Genomic DNA, 19,601 nt, shown 5'->3' on the forward strand with positions numbered 1-19,601 from the left:
GTCCGATCGTTGCCAAACAGTTACCGAAAGCGCTTCCAGTCGGGTGTCCGGATGTGGCACGTTAGGCGCGTTGTACCTACCTGTTGAGCGCGAAGGAGCGGTCATGAGTGTCAGCAAGAGCACGTTCGCCCGTCTGGGCGTCGTCCTCGCCGGGACGTCCCTGGTTCTCACCGGATGTCTGAGCGATGGTGGCGACGACACCGGGGGCGAGACCGGGGGCGGCGACCCGATCGAGATCGTCGGGGCCTTCTCCGGTACCCAGCAGGAGGGCTTCGAGGCGGACATCGCGAAGATCTCCGAGGAGACGGGCATCGCGATCGAGTACGTCTCGACCGACCAGTTCGAGGTCCTCATCCAGTCCCGTGTCGAGGGCGGCAACGTCCCCGACATCGCCATCTACCCGCAGCCCGGCCTGCTGCTCGACATGGTCGGCTCCGGCGACATCGTCGCGCTGGACGACGCGGGCGTCGACGTCGAGGGCATCCTCGCCGGCGCGCTCCCCGGCCTGAGCGACACCGTGACCCAGGACGGCACCGTCTACGGCCTGCCGTACTCGTTCAACGCGAAGTCCCTGGTCTGGTACCCGTCGCCCGAGTTCGAGGACGCCGGCTACACCGACCCGACCACGCACGACGAGCTCGTCGCCCTGAGCGACCAGATCAAGGCAGACGGCACCACCCCGTGGTGCTTCGGCGTCGACGTCGGCTGGCCCGGCACCGACTGGCTCGAGGAGTACGTGCTGCGCGTGGGCGGCCCCGAGGTCTACGACCAGTGGGTCAGCCACGAGATCCCGTTCAACGACCCGATCATCAAGGAGGCCGCCGAGAAGGTCGGCGAGCTGCTCCTTGCCGACGGCAACGTCTACGGCGGGCTCGACGGCGTCGCGGCCACCACGTTCGACGTCGCGGCCAACCCGCTGTTCGACGAGACCCCGGGCTGCTACCTGCACCGCCAGGGCAACTTCATCACCTCCTTCTTCCCGGAGGACGTCCAGGCCGACCTGACCGCGAACACCAACCTCTTCCTGCTCCCGCCGGTCGAGGGTGGCTTCGACGGCCAGCCGATCCTCGGCGGCGGCGACTTCATGGCGCTGTTCTCGGCAGACAACGCCGACGCGGCCACGGTCCTCGCGGCCATCGCGTCGCCCGACTTCGGTGCGAACTCGGCCCAGTCCGGTGCCTGGCTCTCGCCGTACGTCGAGTTCGACACGAGCCAGTACGCCAACGAGACGCTGACGCAGATCGCCGACCTGGCGACCACGGCGGACACCTTCCGCTTCGACGGCTCGGACAGCATGCCGGGCGAGGTCGGCAACGGTACGTTCTGGACAGGCATGGTGGAGTGGCTCAGCGGCCAGAAGGACCTCGACACCGTGCTCGACGAGATCGAGGCCAGCTGGCCCGCCAGCTGATCTGACGCTTTGACCGCCGGTCGGCGGGGGCATCGCTGCCCCCGCCGACCGGCGGGCACCACGCCTAGCTGACAACCGCAGAGCGTGACCGGTGCAGGGGCAACGAGGCCCCCGCCGTCCGAGCGCTCGGAAGGATGGACATGGGCATCAAAATTGCCAACGCGCTCATCGCGATCGTGGCCGGCGTCGGCTCCGTGCTGGTGCTCTTCTGGGCCGCCAACGCACTCGTCGAGCGTCTGCCAGCCAAGATCTCCGACCGGCTCAAGCCATGGGTCTTCGTCGGTCCCGCCGTGCTCCTCATCGGGGCCTTCCTCATCTACCCGGCGATCCGCACCATCGTCCTGGCCTTCATGGACCAGGGCGGCGACACGTTCGTCGGGATCGCCAACTTCACCGACCTGGCGACGGACTCGGCGTTCCACCAGACCCTGATCAACACGCTGCTGTGGATCATCATCGTCCCGGTCAGCGCCGTGGTCATCGGGCTGCTCGTCGCGATCCTCGCCGACCGGCTCGCCCCGCGTGGCGAGAAGTTCACCAAGTCGATGATCTTCCTGCCGATGGCGATCAGCATGGTCGGCGCCAGCACCATCTGGCAGTTCATCTACAACTGGAAGCCGGCCGGCCGGGACCAGATCGGCCTGCTCAACGCCATCGTCGTCGCCTTCGGCGGCGAACCCCAGACGTGGCTGCAGAACCAGGAGTTCAAGCTCAACAGCCTGCTGCTCATGGTCATCCTCATCTGGCTGCAGACCGGGTACGCCATGGTGCTGCTGTCCTCCGCCATCAAGGGCGTCCCCGAGGAGACCATCGAGGCGGCGCGCATCGACGGCGCCTCCGAGGTCCAGGCGTTCTTCCAGATCATCGTCCCGCAGATCTGGGGCACGGTGGTGACGGTCTTCGTGACCATCCTCATCGGCGTCATGAAGGTCTTCGACATCATCTACGTGACGACACGCGGCCTGTACAACACCAACGTCATCGCGAACGACTTCTTCATCACCCTGTTCCAGTTCGGTGACAGCGGTCGCTCGTCCGCGATCGTCGTCGTCCTGCTCATCGCGGTCATCCCGGTGATGGTGTACCAGGTCCGGCGGTTCAAGGCAGAGGAGGCGATGAAGTGAGTGCGACCCCGATCGTGCCGACCACCGATGCCGTCGTGACGGCACCGCAGACCACAGCTCCGAAGAAGGCCAAGGCGCCCAAGGAGCCGTCGCGCGCCAACTGGCTCGTGCGGGGCGTCCTGACCGTCGTGGTCATCGGCTTCCTCATCCCGACCTTCGGGCTCCTCGTCACGTCGTTCCGCACCCGGGACGATGCGCTGGAGACCGGGTGGTGGACCGCGCTGTTCAACCCGTTCGGCTCGGACTGGATCCTGTCGAACTACACCGAGGTCCTCTCCCAGGGCATGGGCAACGCGTTCGTCAACAGCCTGGCGGTCACGATCCCGGCCACGGTCATCCCGATCCTCATCGCGGCGATGGCGGCCTACGCGTTCACGTTCACCGAGTTCCGGGGGCGCGACACGCTGTTCGTCGTCGTGGTGGGCCTGCTCGTCATCCCCAACCAGGTGGCCCTCGTCCCGCTGCTGCAGATGTTCGGTGCGCTCAACCTCATCGGGGAGTTTCCCTCGGTGTGGCTGGCTCACGCGGGCTTCGGCATGCCGCTGGCGATCTTCATCCTGCGGGCCTACATGGCGACCCTCCCCAAGGCGGTCATCGAGTCCGCCAAGATCGACGGTGCGAGCCACTACCAGACGTTCTGGAGGCTCATCCTGCCGATGAGCGTCCCGGCGCTGGCGTCGTTCGCGATCTTCCAGTTCCTGTGGGTGTGGAACGACCTGCTCATCGCCCTGCTCTTCCTGGGTGGTGGCGACAACGAGGTCGTGACGCAGAACCTCGCGAGCCTGCTCGGTCAGTACGGCGACCGGTGGGACCTGCTCGCTCCGGGCGCCTTCGTCACGATGGCGCTGCCGCTGACCGTCTTCATCGCCCTGCAGCGGTACTTCGTCCGCGGCATGACGGCGGGTGCGGTCAAGGGCTGACGTACGGCCGAGGGCCGGGCGTGGGGGACCGCGCCCGGCCCTCGGTGTGTCCGGGGCAGGTCCCGGACAGTGGCAGGCTTGTCCCGGCCCACCCGCCCGACCGAGCACCCACCAGAGCAGGAGACCGCGTGCACCGCTGGACCGACCTGACCCAGGTCCCGCCCGGCACCGGTCCGTCCGTGGTCACGATCGGCAACTTCGACGGCGTGCACCGCGGGCACCGCAGCGTCCTGACGGCGATGGTGGCCGACGCGCGGGCGATCGGGGGGATCGCCGTGGCCGTCACGTTCGACCCGCACCCCGCCCAGGTGCACCGCCCGGACACGGCGCCGCCGCTGCTCACCGGTCTGGCCGACCGGCTCGAGATGCTCGCCGAGACCGGCCTGGACGCCGTGCTCGTGGTCGCCTACTCGCTGGACTTCGCGCGCACCACGCCGGAGGACTTCGTCCGTCGGTACCTCGTCGAGGCGCTCGGCGCGAGCACCGTTGTCGTCGGTCGGGACGTGCGGTTCGGCCGCGACAACAAGGGCGACCTGTCCACCATGGTCGCCCTGGGTGCGCAGCACGGGTTCGCCGTCCAGGTCATCGAGGACGTGCACGGGGCGCAGCCGGGCGCCGCGCCGCGCCGCTGGTCCTCGACGTGGGCGCGCGAGCTGCTCGTCGACGGCGACGTCGCGGGGGCTGCGGAGATCCTCGGCCGCCCGCACCGGATGCGCGGCGTCGTCGTGCACGGCGACGCCCGCGGCCGCGAGCTCGGCTTCCCGACGGCCAACCTGGGGCAGGACGCCGTGGGCATGGTGCCGGCAGACGGCGTGTACGCGGGCTGGCTCACCGTGCAGCCGCGCGACGGCGTCCCGGCGGAGGCCGGCTCACCCGACCGCCTGCCGGTCGCGATCTCCATCGGCACCAACCCGACCTTCGACGGCCACGGTCGCCGGGTCGAGGCGCACGTGCTGGACCGCACGGACCTCGACCTCTACGGCGACGAGGTCCTCGTGGAGTTCGTCGCGCTGCTGCGCCCGACGGTGCGCTTCACGTCCGTCGACGAGCTCGTGGTCCAGATGGCGCGCGACGTGGCCGACACCCGCGTGCGGCTCGCGCTCTGACGCGACGCGGTCGGCCCCGGCGGACGCGCAGGTGACCGGACGGCCAGGGACCCGGTTGGGGCCCCCGGCAACCTCCTGGTAACATCCAAGGGCCGTGTGATCGGCCGCGGACTCAGAGCGCCCGGGTGGACATGCCCCGGAGCACCGCGCAGCAAAGAACCAAGGAGAGCCAGTGCCCCTCGACGCCGCCACCAAGCAGCGCATCATGACCGAGTTCGCCACGACGCCGAACGACACCGGCTCGCCCGAGGTCCAGGTCGCGATGCTCACGCAGCGCATCAAGGACCTCACGGAGCACCTCAAGGAGCACAAGCACGACCACCACTCGCGTCGTGGTCTGCTGCTGCTCGTCGGCCAGCGTCGTCGCCTGCTCGGCTACCTGCAGAAGGTGGACATCAACCGCTACCGCAGCCTCATCGAGCGCCTCGGCCTGCGTCGCTGACCCTCCCGGACCGGCCCGGGCCCCGCGTGGGCCCGGGCCGGATCCGGTCTGCACCACACCCACCGCCCGGAACAGGCGTCCCGGTCCTCGGTAGTGGCTCGCGGAGGCGTCCTGGACGCACACCGCGGACCTCGATCGAAGACCGTCGCCTGATGCCGGGGATCTTCGAGAACGAGGAGGGCATCCCATGGAGGGACCCGAGATCCAGTTCGCCGAGGCCGTCATCGACAACGGCCGCTTCGGCACCCGCACCGTCCGTTTCGAGACCGGCCGTCTGGCCCGCCAGGCCGCCGGCTCCGCCGTCGCGTACCTGGACGGCGAGACGATGCTGCTGTCGGCCACCACGGCCGGCAAGCACCCCAAGGAGCAGTTCGACTTCTTCCCGCTCACGGTGGACGTCGAGGAGCGGATGTACGCCGCAGGGCGCATCCCCGGCTCGTTCTTCCGCCGCGAGGGCCGCCCGTCGACCGAGGCGATCCTCGCCTGCCGGCTCATCGACCGCCCGCTGCGCCCCACCTTCGCCAAGGGCCTGCGCAACGAGGTCCAGGTCGTCATCACGGTGATGGCCCTGCACCCGGACGACGCGTACGACACCCTGGCGATCAACGCCGCGTCGCTGTCCACGCAGCTGTCGGGCCTGCCGTTCACCGGCCCGATCGCCGGTGTGCGGATCGCGCTCGTCGACGGCCAGTGGGTCGCGTTCCCCAAGTACTCCGACAAGGAGCGGGCCGTCTTCGACATGGTCGTCGCCGGTCGGGTCGTCGGGGACGACGTCGCGATCATGATGGTCGAGGCAGAGGCCACCAACGGTGCCTGGAACCTCATCACCAACGAGGGCGTCGCCGCTCCCACCGAGGAGGTCGTGGCCCAGGGCCTCGAGGCAGCCAAGCCCTTCCTCAAGGCGCTGTGCGACGCGCAGTCCGAGCTCGCGGCCAAGGCAGCCAAGCCGGTGCAGGAGTTCCCGCGGTTCCTGGACTACCAGGAGGACGCCTACGCCGCCGTCGAGGGCCGCGTGTCCGCGACCCTCGCCGAGGCGCTGACGATCGCCGACAAGCAGACCCGCGAGGGCCGGCTCGACGAGATCAAGGCCGACGCGCTGGGCGCGCTGGGCGAGCAGTTCGCCGGCCGCGAGAAGGAGCTGTCGGCCGCCGTGCGCGCCGTCACCAAGAAGCTCATCCGCCAGCGCGTGCTGCGCGACGGCGTGCGCATCGACGGCCGTGGCCTCGCGGACATCCGCACGCTCTCGGCCGAGGTCGAGGTGCTCCCGCGGGTGCACGGCTCGGCGCTGTTCGAGCGCGGCGAGACCCAGATCCTCGGTGTCACCACGCTGAACATGCTCCGGATGGAGCAGCAGCTCGACACCCTGGCGCCCGAGACGCGCAAGCGCTACATGCACAACTACAACTTCCCGCCGTACTCCACCGGCGAGACCGGCCGCGTGGGCTCGCCCAAGCGCCGCGAGATCGGCCACGGGGCGCTCGCCGAGCGGGCCCTCATGCCGGTGCTGCCGACGCGCGAGGAGTTCCCGTACGCCATCCGCCAGGTCTCCGAGGCCCTCGGGTCCAACGGCTCGACCTCGATGGGCTCGGTCTGCGCCTCGACGCTGTCCCTGCTCAACGCCGGCGTGCCGCTGCGCGCGGCCGTCGCGGGCATCGCGATGGGCCTCATCTCGGACAACGTGGACGGCGAGATGCGCTACGCGGCGCTGACCGACATCCTCGGCGCCGAGGACGCGTTCGGTGACATGGACTTCAAGGTCGCCGGCACGCGCGAGTTCGTCACGGCCATCCAGCTCGACACCAAGCTCGACGGCATCCCCGCCGACGTGCTCGCCGGCGCGCTGACCCAGGCCCGCGACGCGCGCCTGCACATCCTCGACGTCATGAACGAGGCGATCGACGCGCCCGACGAGATGAGCCCGTTCGCTCCTCGCGTCATCGCGGTGACCGTCCCGGTCGACAAGATCGGTGAGGTCATCGGCCCGAAGGGCAAGATGATCAACCAGATCCAGGACGAGACCGGCGCGCAGATCTCCATCGAGGACGACGGCACCGTCTACATCGGTGCCACCGACGGCCCGTCGGCCGAGGCCGCGCGCGCGATGGTCAACGCCATCGCCAACCCGATGATGCCGGAGATCGGCGAGCGCTTCGTCGGGACGGTCGTCAAGACCACCACGTTCGGCGCGTTCATCTCGCTCTCGCCGGGCAAGGACGGCCTGCTGCACATCTCGCAGATCCGCAAGCTCGTGGGCGGCAAGCGCGTGGAGAACGTCGAGGACGTGCTCGCCGTGGGCCAGAAGGTCCAGGTCGAGATCGGCGAGATCGACCCGCGCGGCAAGCTCTCGCTGCACGCGGTGCTCGACGAGGCGCAGGCGGCGGCCGCGGCCGAGGGCGACCAGGCCTGAGGTGCCCCTTGACCTCCCGCTCGATGCCTCCGGCACCGAGCTGACCGCCGGGCAGGACGGCGGCGCCATCGTGCGCCGTTCCGTCCTGCCCGGCGGGGTCAGGGTCCTCACCGAGTCGATGCCGGGCCTGCGCTCGGCGACGGTCGGGGCATGGGTGGGGGTCGGCTCGCGCGACGAGCGCGACGGCCACCACGGCGCGACGCACTTCCTCGAGCACCTGCTGTTCAAGGGCACGGCGCGCCGCTCGGCGATGGACATCGCCGAGGCGTTCGACGCCGTCGGTGGCGAGGCCAACGCCGCCACCGGCAAGGAGCACACCTGCTACTACGCGCGGGTGCTCGACGCCGACCTGCCGATGGCCGTCGACGTCATCGCCGACATGGTCACCTCAGCGCGGCTCGACGCCGAGGAGCTGGAGACCGAGCGCGGCGTCATCCTCGAAGAGCTCGCGATGAACGACGACGACCCGAGCGACGTCGTGCACGAGCAGTTCGCCGCGGCGGTGCTGGGCGCCCACGCGCTCGGCCGCCCCATCGGCGGCACGCCCGGCACCATCCGCGCCGTGCCGCGCGACGCGGTGTGGGACCACTACCGCGAGCACTACACCCCCGGCACGCTGGTCGTCACGGCCGCGGGCGGGGTGGACCACGACGCCCTGTGCGGTCAGGTGGTCGGAGCGCTCGAGGCCGGTGGCTGGGACCTGCGCGCGGGCGCGCTGCCCGCCGGGCGCCGCCCCGTCGCGGTGCTCGACGTCGCGGACTCCGGGACGGAGGTCGTCGTGCGGCGTCCCACCGAGCAGGCCAACGTCATCCTCGGCGGGGTGGGCCTGACCTCCACCGACGAGCGGCGGTTCACGCTGTCCGTGCTCAGCGCCGCGCTGGGCGGCGGGATGTCGTCGCGCCTGTTCCAGGAGATCCGCGAGAAGCGCGGGCTGGCGTACTCGGTCTACAGCTTCTCCTCCGGCCACGCGGACACCGGCCTGTTCGGGCTGTACGCCGGGTGCGCCCCCGGCAAGGTCGACGAGGTGCTGGCACTGCTCGGCGACGAGTGGGACCGGCTCGCGGCCGACGGGATCACGGGCGCAGAGCTGGACCGCAGCATCGGCCAGCTCTCCGGCGGGCTCGTCCTCGGCCTCGAGGACTCCGGCGCGCGGATGTCGCGGCTGGGCACGTCCGAGCTGGTGCACGGCCAGCTGCTGAGCCAGGACGAGTCGCTCGAGGCGATCCGCTCCGTGACCGTCGCCGAGGTCCAGGCGTTGGCCGCGGAGCTCGGCGCGCTGCCGCGCTCCGTGGTGATGGTCGGCCCGTTCGGCGGCTGAGATGGGCCCGTCCCCGTGCGGCCGGTTAGGGTGGCGCCCGTGAACGAGCCGCTGAGAGTCGCCGTCCTGGGAGCAGCCGGACGGATGGGCCGCACGGTGTGCACCGCCGTCCATGCGGCGCCCGACCTCGAGCTCGTCGCGCGGATCGAGGCCGGCGACGACCTCACCGGCCTCGCGGCCGACGTCGCGGTCGACTTCACGGTCCCCGGCGTCACCGAGGCCAACGTGCACGCCCTCATCGACGCCGGTGTGCACGCCGTCGTCGGGACGACGGGTTGGGACGACGCCGCGTTGGGTCGCGTGCGCGAGCACCTTGCCGGCGCACCCCGCCTCGGCGTCCTCGTGGCCCCCAACTTCGCGATCAGCGCCGTGCTGGCGATGGCCTTCGCGGCCACGGCCGCCCGCTGGTTCGAGTCAGCCGAGGTGATCGAGCTGCACCACCCCGACAAGGTGGACGCCCCCAGCGGCACCGCACGGCACACGGCTGCCGGGATCGCCGCGTCGCGCAGGGCCGCGGGACTGGGGCCGATGCCCGATGCCACGACCCAGGAGCTCCCGGGCGCGCGGGGGGCCGACGTCGACGGGGTCCGGGTGCACGCCGTGCGCCTGCGAGGCCTCGTGGCGCACGAGGAGGTGCTGCTCGGCAACCCGGGGGAGCAGCTGACGATCCGCACCGACTCGTTCGACCGGGTGTCCTTCATGCCCGGGGTGCTGCACGCCGTGCGCGAGGTGGGCCACCGTCCCGGGCTGACCGTCGGCCTGGCCGACTACCTCGACCTGGCCTGACGTGCGTCGATTTCTCGTCGCCCTGGTCCTCACCGTCCTGCTCGCGCTCTACCTCGTGGCTGTGGCGGGCCGGGGGGTGTCGCTCGTGCGGACGGGCGAGCCGATCGGGGTGGCGCTGGGCGCCGCCGTGCTGGTGCTGCCGCTGCTCGGCGCCTGGCTCGTGCTGCGCGAGTGGTCGCTCGCGGCGGCCGTGCAGCGGATGGCGGACGAGCTGGCGGCCGACGGGGCGCTGCCGGTCGACGACCTGCCTCGCAGCCCCGGCGGGCGCATCGACCGCGCGGCCGCCGACGCCGCGTTCGTCACCGCGCGCGAGGCCGTCGAGGCGGCCCCCGAGGACTGGGCCGCGTGGTTCCGCCTCGGCTTCGCCTACGACGCGGCCCGCGACCGGCGGCGTGCCCGCGAGGCCCTGCGCACCGCGGCCCGGCTGCGCAGGGCGGCCTGAGCCGACGACCGCAGCCCGCTAGAGCTGCGCGGACCAGCGCCGCTCGGCCACGGTCCGTACCGACCCGTCGGGTCCAGGAGCCACCCCGAGCTCGCGCACGGCGCCGTCCGGGCCCAGCCCCGCCGAGCCGAGGAACCGCGCGCGCGCGTCGTCGCCGTCGAGCACCCAGGTGCTCAGGTGCTCGGCCCCCGCCTCGCGCGCGAGGTCGACGCAGGCCGTCAGCAGGCGCGAGCCGTGGCCGCCGCGCTGGTGGTCCGGGTCCACCTCGAGCGCGACCACCTCGACGCCCGCCTCGACGGGAGCCCACGCGACGACGCCCACCACCCGGGGTCCGTCGCACGCGACGAGCACACGGTGGTGGGGCGACGGCGGTGCGGTGAGGGCCGAGGCCCACTGCGCGGCGACGACGCCGGCGTCGAGCAGCTCGAGCGCGTCCGCGCCGACCGCCTGGGCGTGGCTCTGCCGCCAGGCGCGCAGCTGGGCGCGGGTGATCGGCGCCTCGTCCGCCGCGGTGGCGGGGCGCACGGAGACGTCGGACGGATCACGGAAGAGGGCCACCGGCGCAGGCTACCCGCCGGGCCGGGCACCGGCCCGGCGGGGCTCACCCGAGTGCCCGCGCGCCGGTCCGTCCGTCCCGGTCAGGCCACCGCGCGCAGCACGGCCGCGACGACGGCGGCGAGCAGCACCACGACGACGAACGGCGCGCGCAGCGCGAGGGCGACCGCTGCGGCGGCGAGCGCCGGGAGCCGCGCGTCGAGCACCACGGTCTGCCCGGTCGTGAAGGACTGCACGCCGACGAGCGCCGCCAGGAGCGCGACCGTGACGAGCGCGGCGATCCGGGCCACGCGGGGCCGGGCCAGCCAGTGCGCGGGCACGCGGTGGCCGAGCAGCTTGGTGGCGAAGGTCACCGCCGCGGCCCCCAGCACGGCGCCCCACAGGGCGCCCGGGCTCACGGTGCCACCAGCCGCGGCCCGGGCTCGCGCCAGCCGACGACGACGGCGACGACGGCCGCGGCGAGGATCGGCAGCCCGGCGGGTACGAGCGGCGTCAGGAGCAGCGCCACCGCGATCGCGCCCGCGGCGACCAGCTGCGCCGTGCGGGCGGCGAGCCGGGGCCACAGCAGCCCGAGGAAGGCCGCCCCCGCGGCGGCGTCCAGGCCCCACCGCGTCGGGTCGCCCAGCGCGTCGCCGACGAGCGCACCGAGCAGCGTGAAGGCGTTCCAGAGCGCGAAGACGCCGAGGCCGGTCCACCAGAAGCCCGCGCGGGCGTCGGCGGGGTCCCCCTGGGCCGTGGCCACGGCGGTCGACTCGTCGATCGTCAGCTGCGCCGCTGCCCAGCCGCGCGGGCCGCGCGCGCCGACCAGCGGTGCCATCGCCACGCCGTACAGCGCGTTGCGCGCGCCGAGCAGCCCGGCGGTCGCGGCGGCCGCGACGCCCGTCCCGCCCGCGCCGATGACGCCGACGAAGGCGAACTGCGACCCGCCGGTGAACATCAGCAGGCTCAGCGCGCAGGCCTGCCACACGCTCAGCCCCGCCGCGACGGCCAGCGCGCCGAACGACACGCCGTACAACCCGGTCGCCGTGGCGACGGACAGCGCCTGGCGTCGCACCGCGCGCCGTCGGTGGACGACGTCGTCCTCGGCGGGCTCCGGGCCCGTCACAGGGCGACGTAGACGCTCTCGAGGTACTCCTCGATGCCCGCCTCCCCGCCCTCGCGGCCGAGCCCGGAGGACTTGACCCCGCCGAACGGCGCGCTGGCGTCGGAGACCATCCCGCGGTTGACCCCGAGCATCCCGGACTCGATCCGCTCGGCGACCCGGAAGACGCGGTCGACGTCGCGCGTGTAGGCGTAGGCGACGAGCCCGAACTCGGTGCTGTTGGCCAGCTCGAGCGCCTCGTCCTCGGTCGAGAACGTCACCACGGGTGCCACCGGGCCGAAGATCTCCTCACGCACGGCTCGCGCCGACGGGTCGACGCCCGTGAGCACGGTGGGGTTGTAGAAGTAGCCGGCGAGCCGGGAGCGGTCTGGTCGGTCCCCGCCCGTGACGACGCGCGCGCCGCCGTCGACGGCCTGGGCCACGACCTCGGCGACGCGGTCCACCGCGCCGGCGTCGATGAGGGGGCCCACGGTGGTACCGGGGGCCGCGCCAGGCCCCACGACCATCGCGGCGAACCGCGCGGCCAGCCCCGTGGCGAACTCCTGCGCCACGGACTCGTGCACGAGGAACCGGTTGGCGGCCACGCACGTCTGGCCGGCGTTGCGCATCTTCGCCGCCACGGCGCCCTCGACGGCGGCCGGGACGTCCGCGTCGGCGAAGACGAGGAACGGTGCGTTGCCGCCCAGCTCCATCGACGTGCGCAGCACGTTCTGGGCAGCCCCCTGCAGCAGCACGCGGCCCACCTCCGTCGAACCGGTGAACGACAGCTTGCGCAGCCGCGGGTCGGCCAGCAGCGGGGACACGAGGCGGCTCGACGACGAGGTCGGGACCACGTTGATGACGCCCGTCGGCAGGCCGCGCCGCTCGAGCTCCGCCCGCACCACCTCGGCGAACAGCGCCGTCGTCAGCGGCGTCAGTCCGGCGGGCTTGACGACGACGGGGCAGCCGGCGGCCAGCGCCGGGGCGATCTTGCGCGTCGCCATCGCGAGCGGGAAGTTCCACGGCGTGACGAGCAGCGCCGGCCCGACGCCGCGGTGCAGCACGATCTGCCGGTTCGCCCCGCTCGGCGCGGTGCGCGTCATCCCGTTGATGCGCACGGCCTGCTCGGAGTACCAGCGCACGTACTCGGCGCCGTAGAGCGTCTCGGCGCGCGACTCGGCCAGCGGCTTGCCACCCTCGGCGGTGATGACCGCCGCGAAGTCCTCGACCCGCGCCACGACCTGCTCGAACACCGCGCGGAGCAGCTCGGCCCGCGCACGCGGCGCCACGGCCTGCCAGACCGGCCACGCCTCGTGCGCCGCGGTGAGCGCGTCCAGCCCGTCCTGGGGCGTGCCGTCGGCGACCTCGACGAGCTGCTCGCCCGTGGCGGGGTCCCGGACCGCGAACCTCGCGCCCCCCGACGCGGGGCGCCACGTGCCGCCGATGAGCAGTCCGGTGGGCAGGTCCGCGGGCAGGTGCGGGGGGACAGCGGAGGGGTGCGTCGTCGCCATGCACGCCAGTATGGCCCGCGCCGCTGCGGCCGTCAGGGGGGCGCCTACGATGGCGCCATGCCCGAGGTCGCCACGCCATACGAAGACCTGCTGCGCCACGTCATGGAGCACGGCACGCCCAAGGCGGACCGGACCGGGACGGGCACGCGCTCGGTGTTCGCCCAGCAGATGCGGTTCGACCTGGCGGCGGGCTTCCCGCTGGTCACCACCAAGCGCGTGCACCTGCGCTCCATCGTCTACGAGCTGCTGTGGTTCCTGCGTGGTGAGTCCAACGTCGCGTGGCTGCGCGAGCACGGCGTGACGATCTGGGACGAGTGGGCGGGGCCGGACGGCGAGCTGGGCCCGGTCTACGGGGTGCAGTGGCGCTCGTGGCCCACGCCCGACGGCGGGCACGTCGACCAGATCACGCAGCTCGTCGAGCGGCTGAGGGCGGACCCCGACTCGCGCCGGCACGTCGTGTCGGCGTGGAACGTCGGCCAGATCGGCGAGATGGCGCTGCCGCCGTGCCACATGTTCTTCCAGTTCTACGTCGCGGACGGCCGGCTGTCGTGCCAGCTCTACCAGCGCTCGGCCGACCTCTTCCTCGGCGTCCCGTTCAACATCGCGTCGTACGCGCTGCTCACCCACATGGTCGCCCAGCAGGTGGGCCTCGACGTGGGGGAGTTCGTCTGGACCGGCGGGGACTGCCACATCTACGACAACCACGTCGAGCAGGTGACCGAGCAGCTGTCCCGCGCGCCCTTCGCCCCGCCGCGGCTCGAGCTGCGCCGCGCGGACTCGATCCTCGACTACACGTTCGAGGACGTCGCGGTGGTGGGCTACCAGCACCACCCGGCGATCAAGGCGCCGGTGGCCGTGTGACCGTCGGCCTCGTCTGGGCGGAGTCTGCCGACGGCGTCATCGGCGTCGACGGCACGCTGCCATGGCACCTGCCGGAGGACCTCGCGCACTTCCGCGCCCTGACCGCCGGTCACCCCGTGGTCATGGGGCACACCACGTGGCGCTCGCTGCCGCCCCGGTTCCGTCCGCTGCCGGGCCGGGAGAACATCGTGCTGAGCCGCAGCGAGGGACTGGCGCTCGACGGCGCGACCGTGGTGCCCGACGTCGCGGCGGCGCTGGCGCTCGTGGCCGGCCGGGCGGCGTGGGTCATCGGCGGGGCGCAGGTCTACGCGGCCTTCCTGCCGGTCGCTGACCGCCTCGAGGTGACGCAGGTCGACGTGGTCGTCGGCCGCGGGACGCCCGCCCCGCTGACGGGAGCAGGCTGGCGTCCGACGGCGCGCGAGCCGGTCCAGGGCTGGGCCGTGGCGGCGAACGGGCTGCGCTACCGGTTCGTCCGCCTGGAGCGCGCACCGCAGGACGACCGGCCCGTGCCGCCCGGCGAACCCTCACCGGTCCGTGACGAGGATGGGACGCCCGCTCCCGGTCCCGGTGGCGAGCGGTAGTTTGTCGGCCATGGTCCCGACCACTCCCGAGCGCCCCTTCGGCGCGCTGCTCACGGCCATGGTCACGCCGATGGCGTCCGACGGCTCGATCGACCTGGCCGCGGCGGTGCGCCTCGCGACCCACCTCGTGGACCACGGGCACGACGGTCTGGTGCTCAACGGCACCACCGGCGAGGCTCCCACGACGCACGCACCGGAGAAGGCCGACCTCATCCGCGCGGTCGTCGAGGCCGTGGGGGACCGCGCCCACGTCGTGGCCGGCGCCGGTTCGAATGACACGGCGCACGCGGCGCGGATGGCCGAGCAGGCCGCCGAGGCCGGCGCCCACGGGCTGCTCGTCGTGACGCCGTACTACTCGCGCCCGTCCCAGGAGGGCGTCTACCGGCACACCGTGACGGTCGCGGACGCCACCGACCTGCCCGTCATGCTCTACGACGTCCCGGGGCGCACCGTGGTGCGGTACTCCCTGGCCACGCTCGAGCGGCTGGCGTCGCACGCGCGGGTCGTGGCGGTCAAGGACGCGACCGGGGACGTGCAGGGTGCGCTGCGGGCCATCGAGCGCACGGGTCTGGCCTGGTACTCGGGCGACGACGGCCTGCTGCTGCCCTTCCTCGCGGTCGGCGCGGTCGGCCTGGTGAGCATGTCCGCGCACCTCGTCGGCGACGAGCTCGCGGCCGTCATCCGCGCGTTCGACGCGGGCGACGTCGCCGCGGCCCGCACGCAGTTCCTCGCGGTCGCGCCGGTCGTGGACCTCATCTGCGGCAGCGGCAACGGGGCGCTGCGGTCCAAGCTGACGCTCACGCTGCTCGGCCTGCTGCCGGGGGCCACGATGCGGCTGCCGCAGGTGGCGCCGGACGAGGCGGAGGTCGCCGAGGTGCGCGCAGCGCTCGTCGCTGCGGGGCTGCTGGCCCGGGCCTGATGTCGCACCCGCACCCCGAGCTGGGGCCGCCGCCGCCGTTGGCGCCGGGCGTGCTGCGGGTGGTCGCCCTCGGCGGGCTGGGCGAGATCGGGCGCAACATGGCCGTGCTGGAGATCGACGGGCGCCTGCTCGTCATCGACTGCGGCGTGCTCTTCCCCGAGGACCACCAGCCCGGCGTCGACCTCATCCTGCCGGACTTCGACCACATCGCCGGGCGGTTGGCCGACGTCGAGGCGCTCGTCCTGACGCACGGCCATGAGGACCACATCGGCGCCGTCCCCTACCTGCTGCGGCTGCGGCCGGACATCCCCGTCATCGGCTCGCGGCTGACGCTCGCCCTCGCCGAGGCCAAGCTGCGCGAGCACAAGATCGAGGCGCTCCTGCTGCCGGTCCGCGAGGGCGAGGTCGAGCGGTTCGGCCCGTTCGAGTGCGAGTTCGTCGCCGTCAACCACTCGATCCCCGACGCGCTGGCGGTCGCGGTGCGGACGGCAGGCGGCACGGTGCTGCACACCGGCGACTTCAAGATGGACCCCCTGCCGCTCGACGGTCGGGTCACGGACCTGCGCGCGTTCGCGCGGCTCGGCGAGGCCGGCGTGGACCTGTTCATGGTCGACTCGACCAACGCCGAGGTCCCCGGGTTCACGATGCACGAGCGCGAGATCGGGCCCGTGCTGGACCGGATCGTCGCCGGTGCGGAGCAGCGCGTCATCGTTGCGTCGTTCGCCTCGCACGTGCACAGGGTCCAGCAGGTGCTCGACGCCGCGCACGCCCACGGCCGCAAGGTGGCGTTCATCGGCCGGTCCATGGTGCGGACCATGGGGGTCGCCGCGCAGATGGGTTACCTCACGGTGCCCGAGGGGATCCTCGTCGACGCGCGCGAGGTCGACGCGCTGCCGCCGCACGAGGTGGTGCTCATGTCCACCGGGTCCCAGGGCGAGCCGATGGCCGCGCTGGCGCGGATGGCCAACCGGGACCACCCCGTGCGCGTGGGACCTGGCGACACCGTCGTGCTCGCGTCCTCGCTCATCCCGGGCAACGAGAACGCCGTCTACCGCGTCATCAACGGGCTCATGCGCCTGGGCGCGTCCGTGGTGCACCAGGGGAACGCGCGCGTGCACGTCTCGGGGCACGCCAGCGCCGGCGAGCTGCTGTACGCCTACACGATCCTGCGGCCGCGCAACGTCATGCCGGTGCACGGCGAGGTGCGCCACCTGGTGGCCAACGGGCTCGTCGCGCAGAGCACGGGGATCGCGGCCGACCACGTCGTCGTCGCGGAGGACGGGCTGGTGGTCGACCTCGTCGACGGCCGCGCACGCATCGTCGGCGCCGTGCCGTGCGGGTACGTCTACGTCGACGGGTCCTCTGTCGGGGCGCTGACCGACGTCGAGCTCAAGGACCGCCGGATCCTCGGCGAGGAGGGCTTCGTCTCGATCTTCGTCGTCGTCGACTCGGCAACCGGCAAGGTCGTCGCGGGGCCCCAGATCTACGCTCGCGGCGTGGCCGAGGACGACGCGACCCTCGCGGCGGTGCGCCCGGAGGTGGTCGAGGCGCTGGAGGCGGCGATCCTCGGCGGGATGGCGGACCCGCAGCAGCTCCAGCAGGTGCTGCGGCGCGTCGTCGGCCGCTGGGTGTCGAACCGCCTGCGCCGCCGCCCGATGATCATCCCGGTCGTCGTCGAGGCGTGAGCCGCAGCGAGGCCGCGGCGGACCCGCCGACGATGAGCGCCGTCGCGAGCAGCACCGACGGGCCGAGCGGCTCGTCGAGGACCACGGCCCCCAGCCCGACGGCGACCAGCGGGTTGAGGTAGGCGACGAGGGTCGAGCGCGGCCCGCCGACCTCCGTGATGAGGCGGAAGAAGAGGATGAACGCCAGCGCCGTGCAGACGAGGCCGAGGCCGGCCAGGGCGGCGATCGCCGCGGGGCCGGGGACCGGGTGCGGTGCCGTGAGCAGCACGACGGGTGCGTACACGGCGGTCGCGATCCCCAGGCACGCGGTGGTGAGCACCGATGCCGGCACGCCCTGCAGCGCCCGCTCCGCCACCACGGGGGCGATCGCGTAGCCCAGCGCCCCGAGCAGCACCTGGGTGACGGGCCACGGGTGGTCGGACGAGACGCCGGTGAGGACCGCGACGCCGCCGAGCGCGACGAGCAGACCGGCCCAGCGCACCCCGGCGACCGGTTGGCGGTCCCCGGCGACCCGGCCGACGACGACGGACAGGATCGGCACCGTGGCGACGAGCAGGCCGGTGGTCGACGAGTGCAGGGTGCGTTCGGCGTCGGAGAAGAGCAGCCACGGTCCGACGATCTCGAGCGCGGCGAAGAGCACGACGGCGCGCCAGCGCCCGCGCAGCGCCCCGAAGCCGGGGCCGCGCAGGGCGAACGGGAGCAGCACGGCGGCGCCCAGCGCGCTGCGGGCCAGGACCACACCTGCGGGGGAGACGTCCGCGACGGCGACCTTGATGAGCAGGTACGGCACGCCCCAGATGACGCCCAGCGCGACGAGCAGCAGCCAGCCGCGCCGGCTCACCGGGGGCGCCGGGTGCTCGGACCCGCCGGGGTGCTCTCCACGCGGGTGAGCCTCGCACACCGCACCGACGCACCGCACCGACCTCCCGCGCCCGCGCCGCGCCTGCCGGGCCGCCGCGGGGGTGGCAGGTACCGTGGACGGATGGCCTCCAGGACCTCCGCCCCGCGCACCCCGGCGCCCGCGCGCTCGGGCGCGGCGAAGGCCCCTGCCCAGCGCTCGACGGCCACCCCGCGCTCTGGCGGTGCTCGCAGCCCGCGTGGTGGCGCCGCACCCGTACCGCGCCGCAGCCCCTGGCCCGTCCGGGCCGTCCGGGGCACGTGGATGGGCGCCGCGCACCTCGTCGGCGGGGCCGGCCGCAGGATCGGTCGCGGCGCGCGCGACCTGGACCCGGCGCACCGCCGGGACGGTGCGGCGTTCACCCTCCTCGGGCTCGCCGTCGTCGTCGCCGCCCGCGAGTGGTGGGGGCTGTCCGGCACGGCAGGCACCGTCATCCACCAGGTCGTCGCCGGCACCTTCGGTCTCGTCGGGGTCGCGGTCCCGCTGCTCCTGCTCGCCGTCGCCGTCCGCCTCATGCGCCACCCCGACAAGGTCGAGGCCAACGGCCGGATGGGGATCGGCATGAGCACGCTCGTGCTCACCGCGTGCGGCATGGCCCACCTGGCGAACGGTGGTCCCAACCTCGACGCCGGCGTCGCCGCGCTGCACCCCGCCGGTGGCGTGCTCGGCTATCTCGTCGCCGAGCCGCTGCAGAGCCTGCTCACGACACCGGTCGCGTGGGTGCTCCTGGTGCTCCTCGGCCTCTTCGGGCTCCTGGTGCTCACCGCCACCCCGGTCCATCTCATCGTCCCGCGCGCGCGCCACGCGTACGGCTGGCTCACGGGGTCGCGGCGCGGCGAGCCCGCGGCCGAGCCGTCCCTCGCCGACCTGCCGACGCTCGCAGAGCAGCAGACCGCCGCCGGGCGCAGGGGCCTCCTCGGTCGCCGGCCCCGTGCTCGTGCGACCGACGCGGGCAGCCCCACGGAGCCGGGTGCGCCCACCGGGGACGAGGCGTTCGAGCGCGCGGCGATCGCCGAGCGGCCCGGGCACGCGGAGCTCGCCCCGTCCGCAAGGGTCACCGAGGTCGTCGACCACGACCACGCGGCAGACGACGTCGAGACGACCGTCGTGGCGGCCGACCGCACGCTGACGGCACCGCCAACGGCCGGGGTGCCGCGCGGCGAGCAGCCGATGCTCGACGGCGACACGATCTACACGCTGCCGCCCGACGACACGCTGGCCAAGGGCATGCCCCACAAGGTGCGCTCCGCCGCCAACGACCGCGTCGTCGAGGCGCTCACCGAGGTGCTGGACCAGTTCGAGGTGGACGCCCAGGTGACGGGCTTCAGCCGCGGGCCGACGGTGACGCGGTACGAGGTCGAGCTCGGACCCGGCGTCAAGGTCGAGCGGGTCACCGCGCTGAGCCGCAACATCTCCTACGCGGTGGCCAGCGCCGACGTGCGGATCCTGTCGCCGATCCCCGGCAAGTCGGCGATCGGCATCGAGATCCCCAACGCGGACCGGGAGACCGTCTCGCTCGGCGACGTGCTGCGCTCCTCGGCGGCGCGGCGCAGC

General features: G+C 73.3%; 19 protein-coding genes. 14 read left to right on the plus strand and 5 right to left on the minus strand.

Features of this window, described 5'->3' with window-relative positions; genetic code table 11:
* The first annotated feature begins 103 nt into the window (after positions 1 to 103).
* From PKY62_RS04370 to PKY62_RS04410, 9 genes are all read left to right on the plus strand, one after another.
* On the plus strand, positions 104 to 1,411 hold the full coding sequence (locus PKY62_RS04370) for an ABC transporter substrate-binding protein (RefSeq protein ID WP_324535235.1): 1,308 nt from the start codon (positions 104 to 106) through the stop codon (positions 1,409 to 1,411).
* Between the two features lie 140 nt (positions 1,412 to 1,551).
* Positions 1,552 to 2,535, plus strand: a complete 984-nt coding sequence (locus tag PKY62_RS04375) for a carbohydrate ABC transporter permease (protein ID WP_324535237.1) — start codon at positions 1,552 to 1,554, stop codon at positions 2,533 to 2,535.
* On the plus strand, positions 2,532 to 3,455 hold the full coding sequence (locus PKY62_RS04380) for a carbohydrate ABC transporter permease (RefSeq protein WP_324535239.1): 924 nt from the start codon (positions 2,532 to 2,534) through the stop codon (positions 3,453 to 3,455). Before PKY62_RS04375 ends, PKY62_RS04380 begins: the two co-directional genes overlap by 4 nt.
* Positions 3,456 to 3,583: 128 nt before the next feature.
* Positions 3,584 to 4,561 (plus strand): bifunctional riboflavin kinase/FAD synthetase, encoded by a 978-nt coding sequence (locus PKY62_RS04385; RefSeq protein WP_324535241.1) that lies wholly within the window; start codon positions 3,584 to 3,586, stop codon positions 4,559 to 4,561.
* Between the two features lie 172 nt (positions 4,562 to 4,733).
* Positions 4,734 to 5,003: a 30S ribosomal protein S15 gene (rpsO, locus tag PKY62_RS04390; protein WP_324535243.1), complete on the plus strand. Its 270-nt coding sequence runs from the start codon at positions 4,734 to 4,736 to the stop codon at positions 5,001 to 5,003.
* Between the two features lie 187 nt (positions 5,004 to 5,190).
* Positions 5,191 to 7,410 (plus strand): polyribonucleotide nucleotidyltransferase, encoded by a 2,220-nt coding sequence (locus PKY62_RS04395; RefSeq protein ID WP_324535245.1) that lies wholly within the window; start codon positions 5,191 to 5,193, stop codon positions 7,408 to 7,410.
* 1 nt (position 7,411) lies between these two features.
* Complete coding sequence (locus PKY62_RS04400; RefSeq protein WP_324535247.1) at positions 7,412 to 8,728, plus strand: M16 family metallopeptidase; 1,317 nt, start codon at positions 7,412 to 7,414, stop codon at positions 8,726 to 8,728.
* A gap of 39 nt (positions 8,729 to 8,767) precedes the next feature.
* On the plus strand, positions 8,768 to 9,514 hold the full coding sequence (gene dapB / locus PKY62_RS04405; RefSeq protein ID WP_324535249.1) for a 4-hydroxy-tetrahydrodipicolinate reductase: 747 nt from the start codon (positions 8,768 to 8,770) through the stop codon (positions 9,512 to 9,514).
* 1 nt (position 9,515) lies between these two features.
* Complete coding sequence (locus PKY62_RS04410) at positions 9,516 to 9,956, plus strand: hypothetical protein (RefSeq protein ID WP_324535251.1); 441 nt, start codon at positions 9,516 to 9,518, stop codon at positions 9,954 to 9,956.
* Positions 9,957 to 9,974: 18 nt separating this feature from the next.
* Here the strand turns inward: PKY62_RS04410 and PKY62_RS04415 are convergent, their stop codons facing one another.
* The 4 genes from PKY62_RS04415 to PKY62_RS04430 all read right to left on the minus strand — a co-directional run bounded on the left by PKY62_RS04415 (position 9,975) and on the right by PKY62_RS04430 (position 13,103).
* Positions 9,975 to 10,514: a GNAT family N-acetyltransferase gene (locus tag PKY62_RS04415; protein WP_324535253.1), complete on the minus strand. Its 540-nt coding sequence runs from the start codon at positions 10,512 to 10,514 to the stop codon at positions 9,975 to 9,977.
* 80 nt (positions 10,515 to 10,594) lie between these two features.
* Positions 10,595 to 10,909, minus strand: coding sequence for an AzlD domain-containing protein (locus PKY62_RS04420; RefSeq protein WP_324535255.1), 315 nt, complete (start codon positions 10,907 to 10,909; stop codon positions 10,595 to 10,597).
* Positions 10,906 to 11,616, minus strand: a complete 711-nt coding sequence (locus tag PKY62_RS04425) for an AzlC family ABC transporter permease (protein ID WP_324535257.1) — start codon at positions 11,614 to 11,616, stop codon at positions 10,906 to 10,908. Before PKY62_RS04425 ends, PKY62_RS04420 begins: the two co-directional genes overlap by 4 nt.
* Positions 11,613 to 13,103 carry an NAD-dependent succinate-semialdehyde dehydrogenase gene (locus tag PKY62_RS04430; RefSeq protein WP_324535259.1) on the minus strand — a complete coding sequence of 497 codons (1,491 nt, stop codon included), beginning with the start codon at positions 13,101 to 13,103 and terminating at the stop codon, positions 11,613 to 11,615. Before PKY62_RS04430 ends, PKY62_RS04425 begins: the two co-directional genes overlap by 4 nt.
* A gap of 57 nt (positions 13,104 to 13,160) precedes the next feature.
* Between PKY62_RS04430 and PKY62_RS04435 the strand changes: the two genes are divergently transcribed.
* From PKY62_RS04435 to PKY62_RS04450, 4 genes are read left to right on the plus strand one after another with little or no spacing between them, the layout of a single operon-like run.
* On the plus strand, positions 13,161 to 13,964 hold the full coding sequence (locus PKY62_RS04435) for a thymidylate synthase (protein ID WP_324535261.1): 804 nt from the start codon (positions 13,161 to 13,163) through the stop codon (positions 13,962 to 13,964).
* Positions 13,961 to 14,545: a dihydrofolate reductase gene (locus PKY62_RS04440; protein WP_324535263.1), complete on the plus strand. Its 585-nt coding sequence runs from the start codon at positions 13,961 to 13,963 to the stop codon at positions 14,543 to 14,545. Before PKY62_RS04435 ends, PKY62_RS04440 begins: the two co-directional genes overlap by 4 nt.
* Positions 14,546 to 14,555: 10 nt before the next feature.
* A complete protein-coding gene (gene dapA, locus PKY62_RS04445) occupies positions 14,556 to 15,464 on the plus strand; it encodes a 4-hydroxy-tetrahydrodipicolinate synthase (protein ID WP_324535265.1) in 909 nt (302 codons plus the stop codon).
* On the plus strand, positions 15,464 to 17,149 hold the full coding sequence (locus PKY62_RS04450) for a ribonuclease J (protein ID WP_324535267.1): 1,686 nt from the start codon (positions 15,464 to 15,466) through the stop codon (positions 17,147 to 17,149). Before dapA ends, PKY62_RS04450 begins: the two co-directional genes overlap by 1 nt.
* Here the strand turns inward: PKY62_RS04450 and PKY62_RS04455 are convergent.
* Complete coding sequence (locus PKY62_RS04455) at positions 17,124 to 17,990, minus strand: DMT family transporter (RefSeq protein ID WP_324535269.1); 867 nt, start codon at positions 17,988 to 17,990, stop codon at positions 17,124 to 17,126. The genes PKY62_RS04450 and PKY62_RS04455 overlap by 26 nt on opposite strands.
* A gap of 141 nt (positions 17,991 to 18,131) precedes the next feature.
* Between PKY62_RS04455 and PKY62_RS04460 the strand changes: the two genes are divergently transcribed.
* The coding region (locus PKY62_RS04460) for a DNA translocase FtsK 4TM domain-containing protein (RefSeq protein ID WP_324535271.1) at positions 18,132 to 19,601 on the plus strand (1,470 nt) is incomplete at its 3' end.

The organism is Actinotalea sp. (assembly GCF_035443605.1).
Lineage (GTDB): Bacteria > Actinomycetota > Actinomycetes > Actinomycetales > Cellulomonadaceae > Actinotalea.

Coding starts and splice junctions, on each gene's coding strand:
- PKY62_RS04395 (WP_324535245.1), top strand. CDS start 5,191: ATGGAGGGACCCGAGATCCAGTTCGCCGAGGCCGTCATCGACAACGGC.
- PKY62_RS04370 (WP_324535235.1), top strand. CDS start 104: ATGAGTGTCAGCAAGAGCACGTTCGCCCGTCTGGGCGTCGTCCTCGCC.
- PKY62_RS04375 (WP_324535237.1), top strand. CDS start 1,552: ATGGGCATCAAAATTGCCAACGCGCTCATCGCGATCGTGGCCGGCGTC.
- PKY62_RS04435 (WP_324535261.1), top strand. CDS start 13,161: ATGCCCGAGGTCGCCACGCCATACGAAGACCTGCTGCGCCACGTCATG.
- dapA (WP_324535265.1), top strand. CDS start 14,556: ATGGTCCCGACCACTCCCGAGCGCCCCTTCGGCGCGCTGCTCACGGCC.
- PKY62_RS04450 (WP_324535267.1), top strand. CDS start 15,464: ATGTCGCACCCGCACCCCGAGCTGGGGCCGCCGCCGCCGTTGGCGCCG.
- PKY62_RS04430 (WP_324535259.1), bottom strand. CDS start 13,103: ATGGCGACGACGCACCCCTCCGCTGTCCCCCCGCACCTGCCCGCGGAC.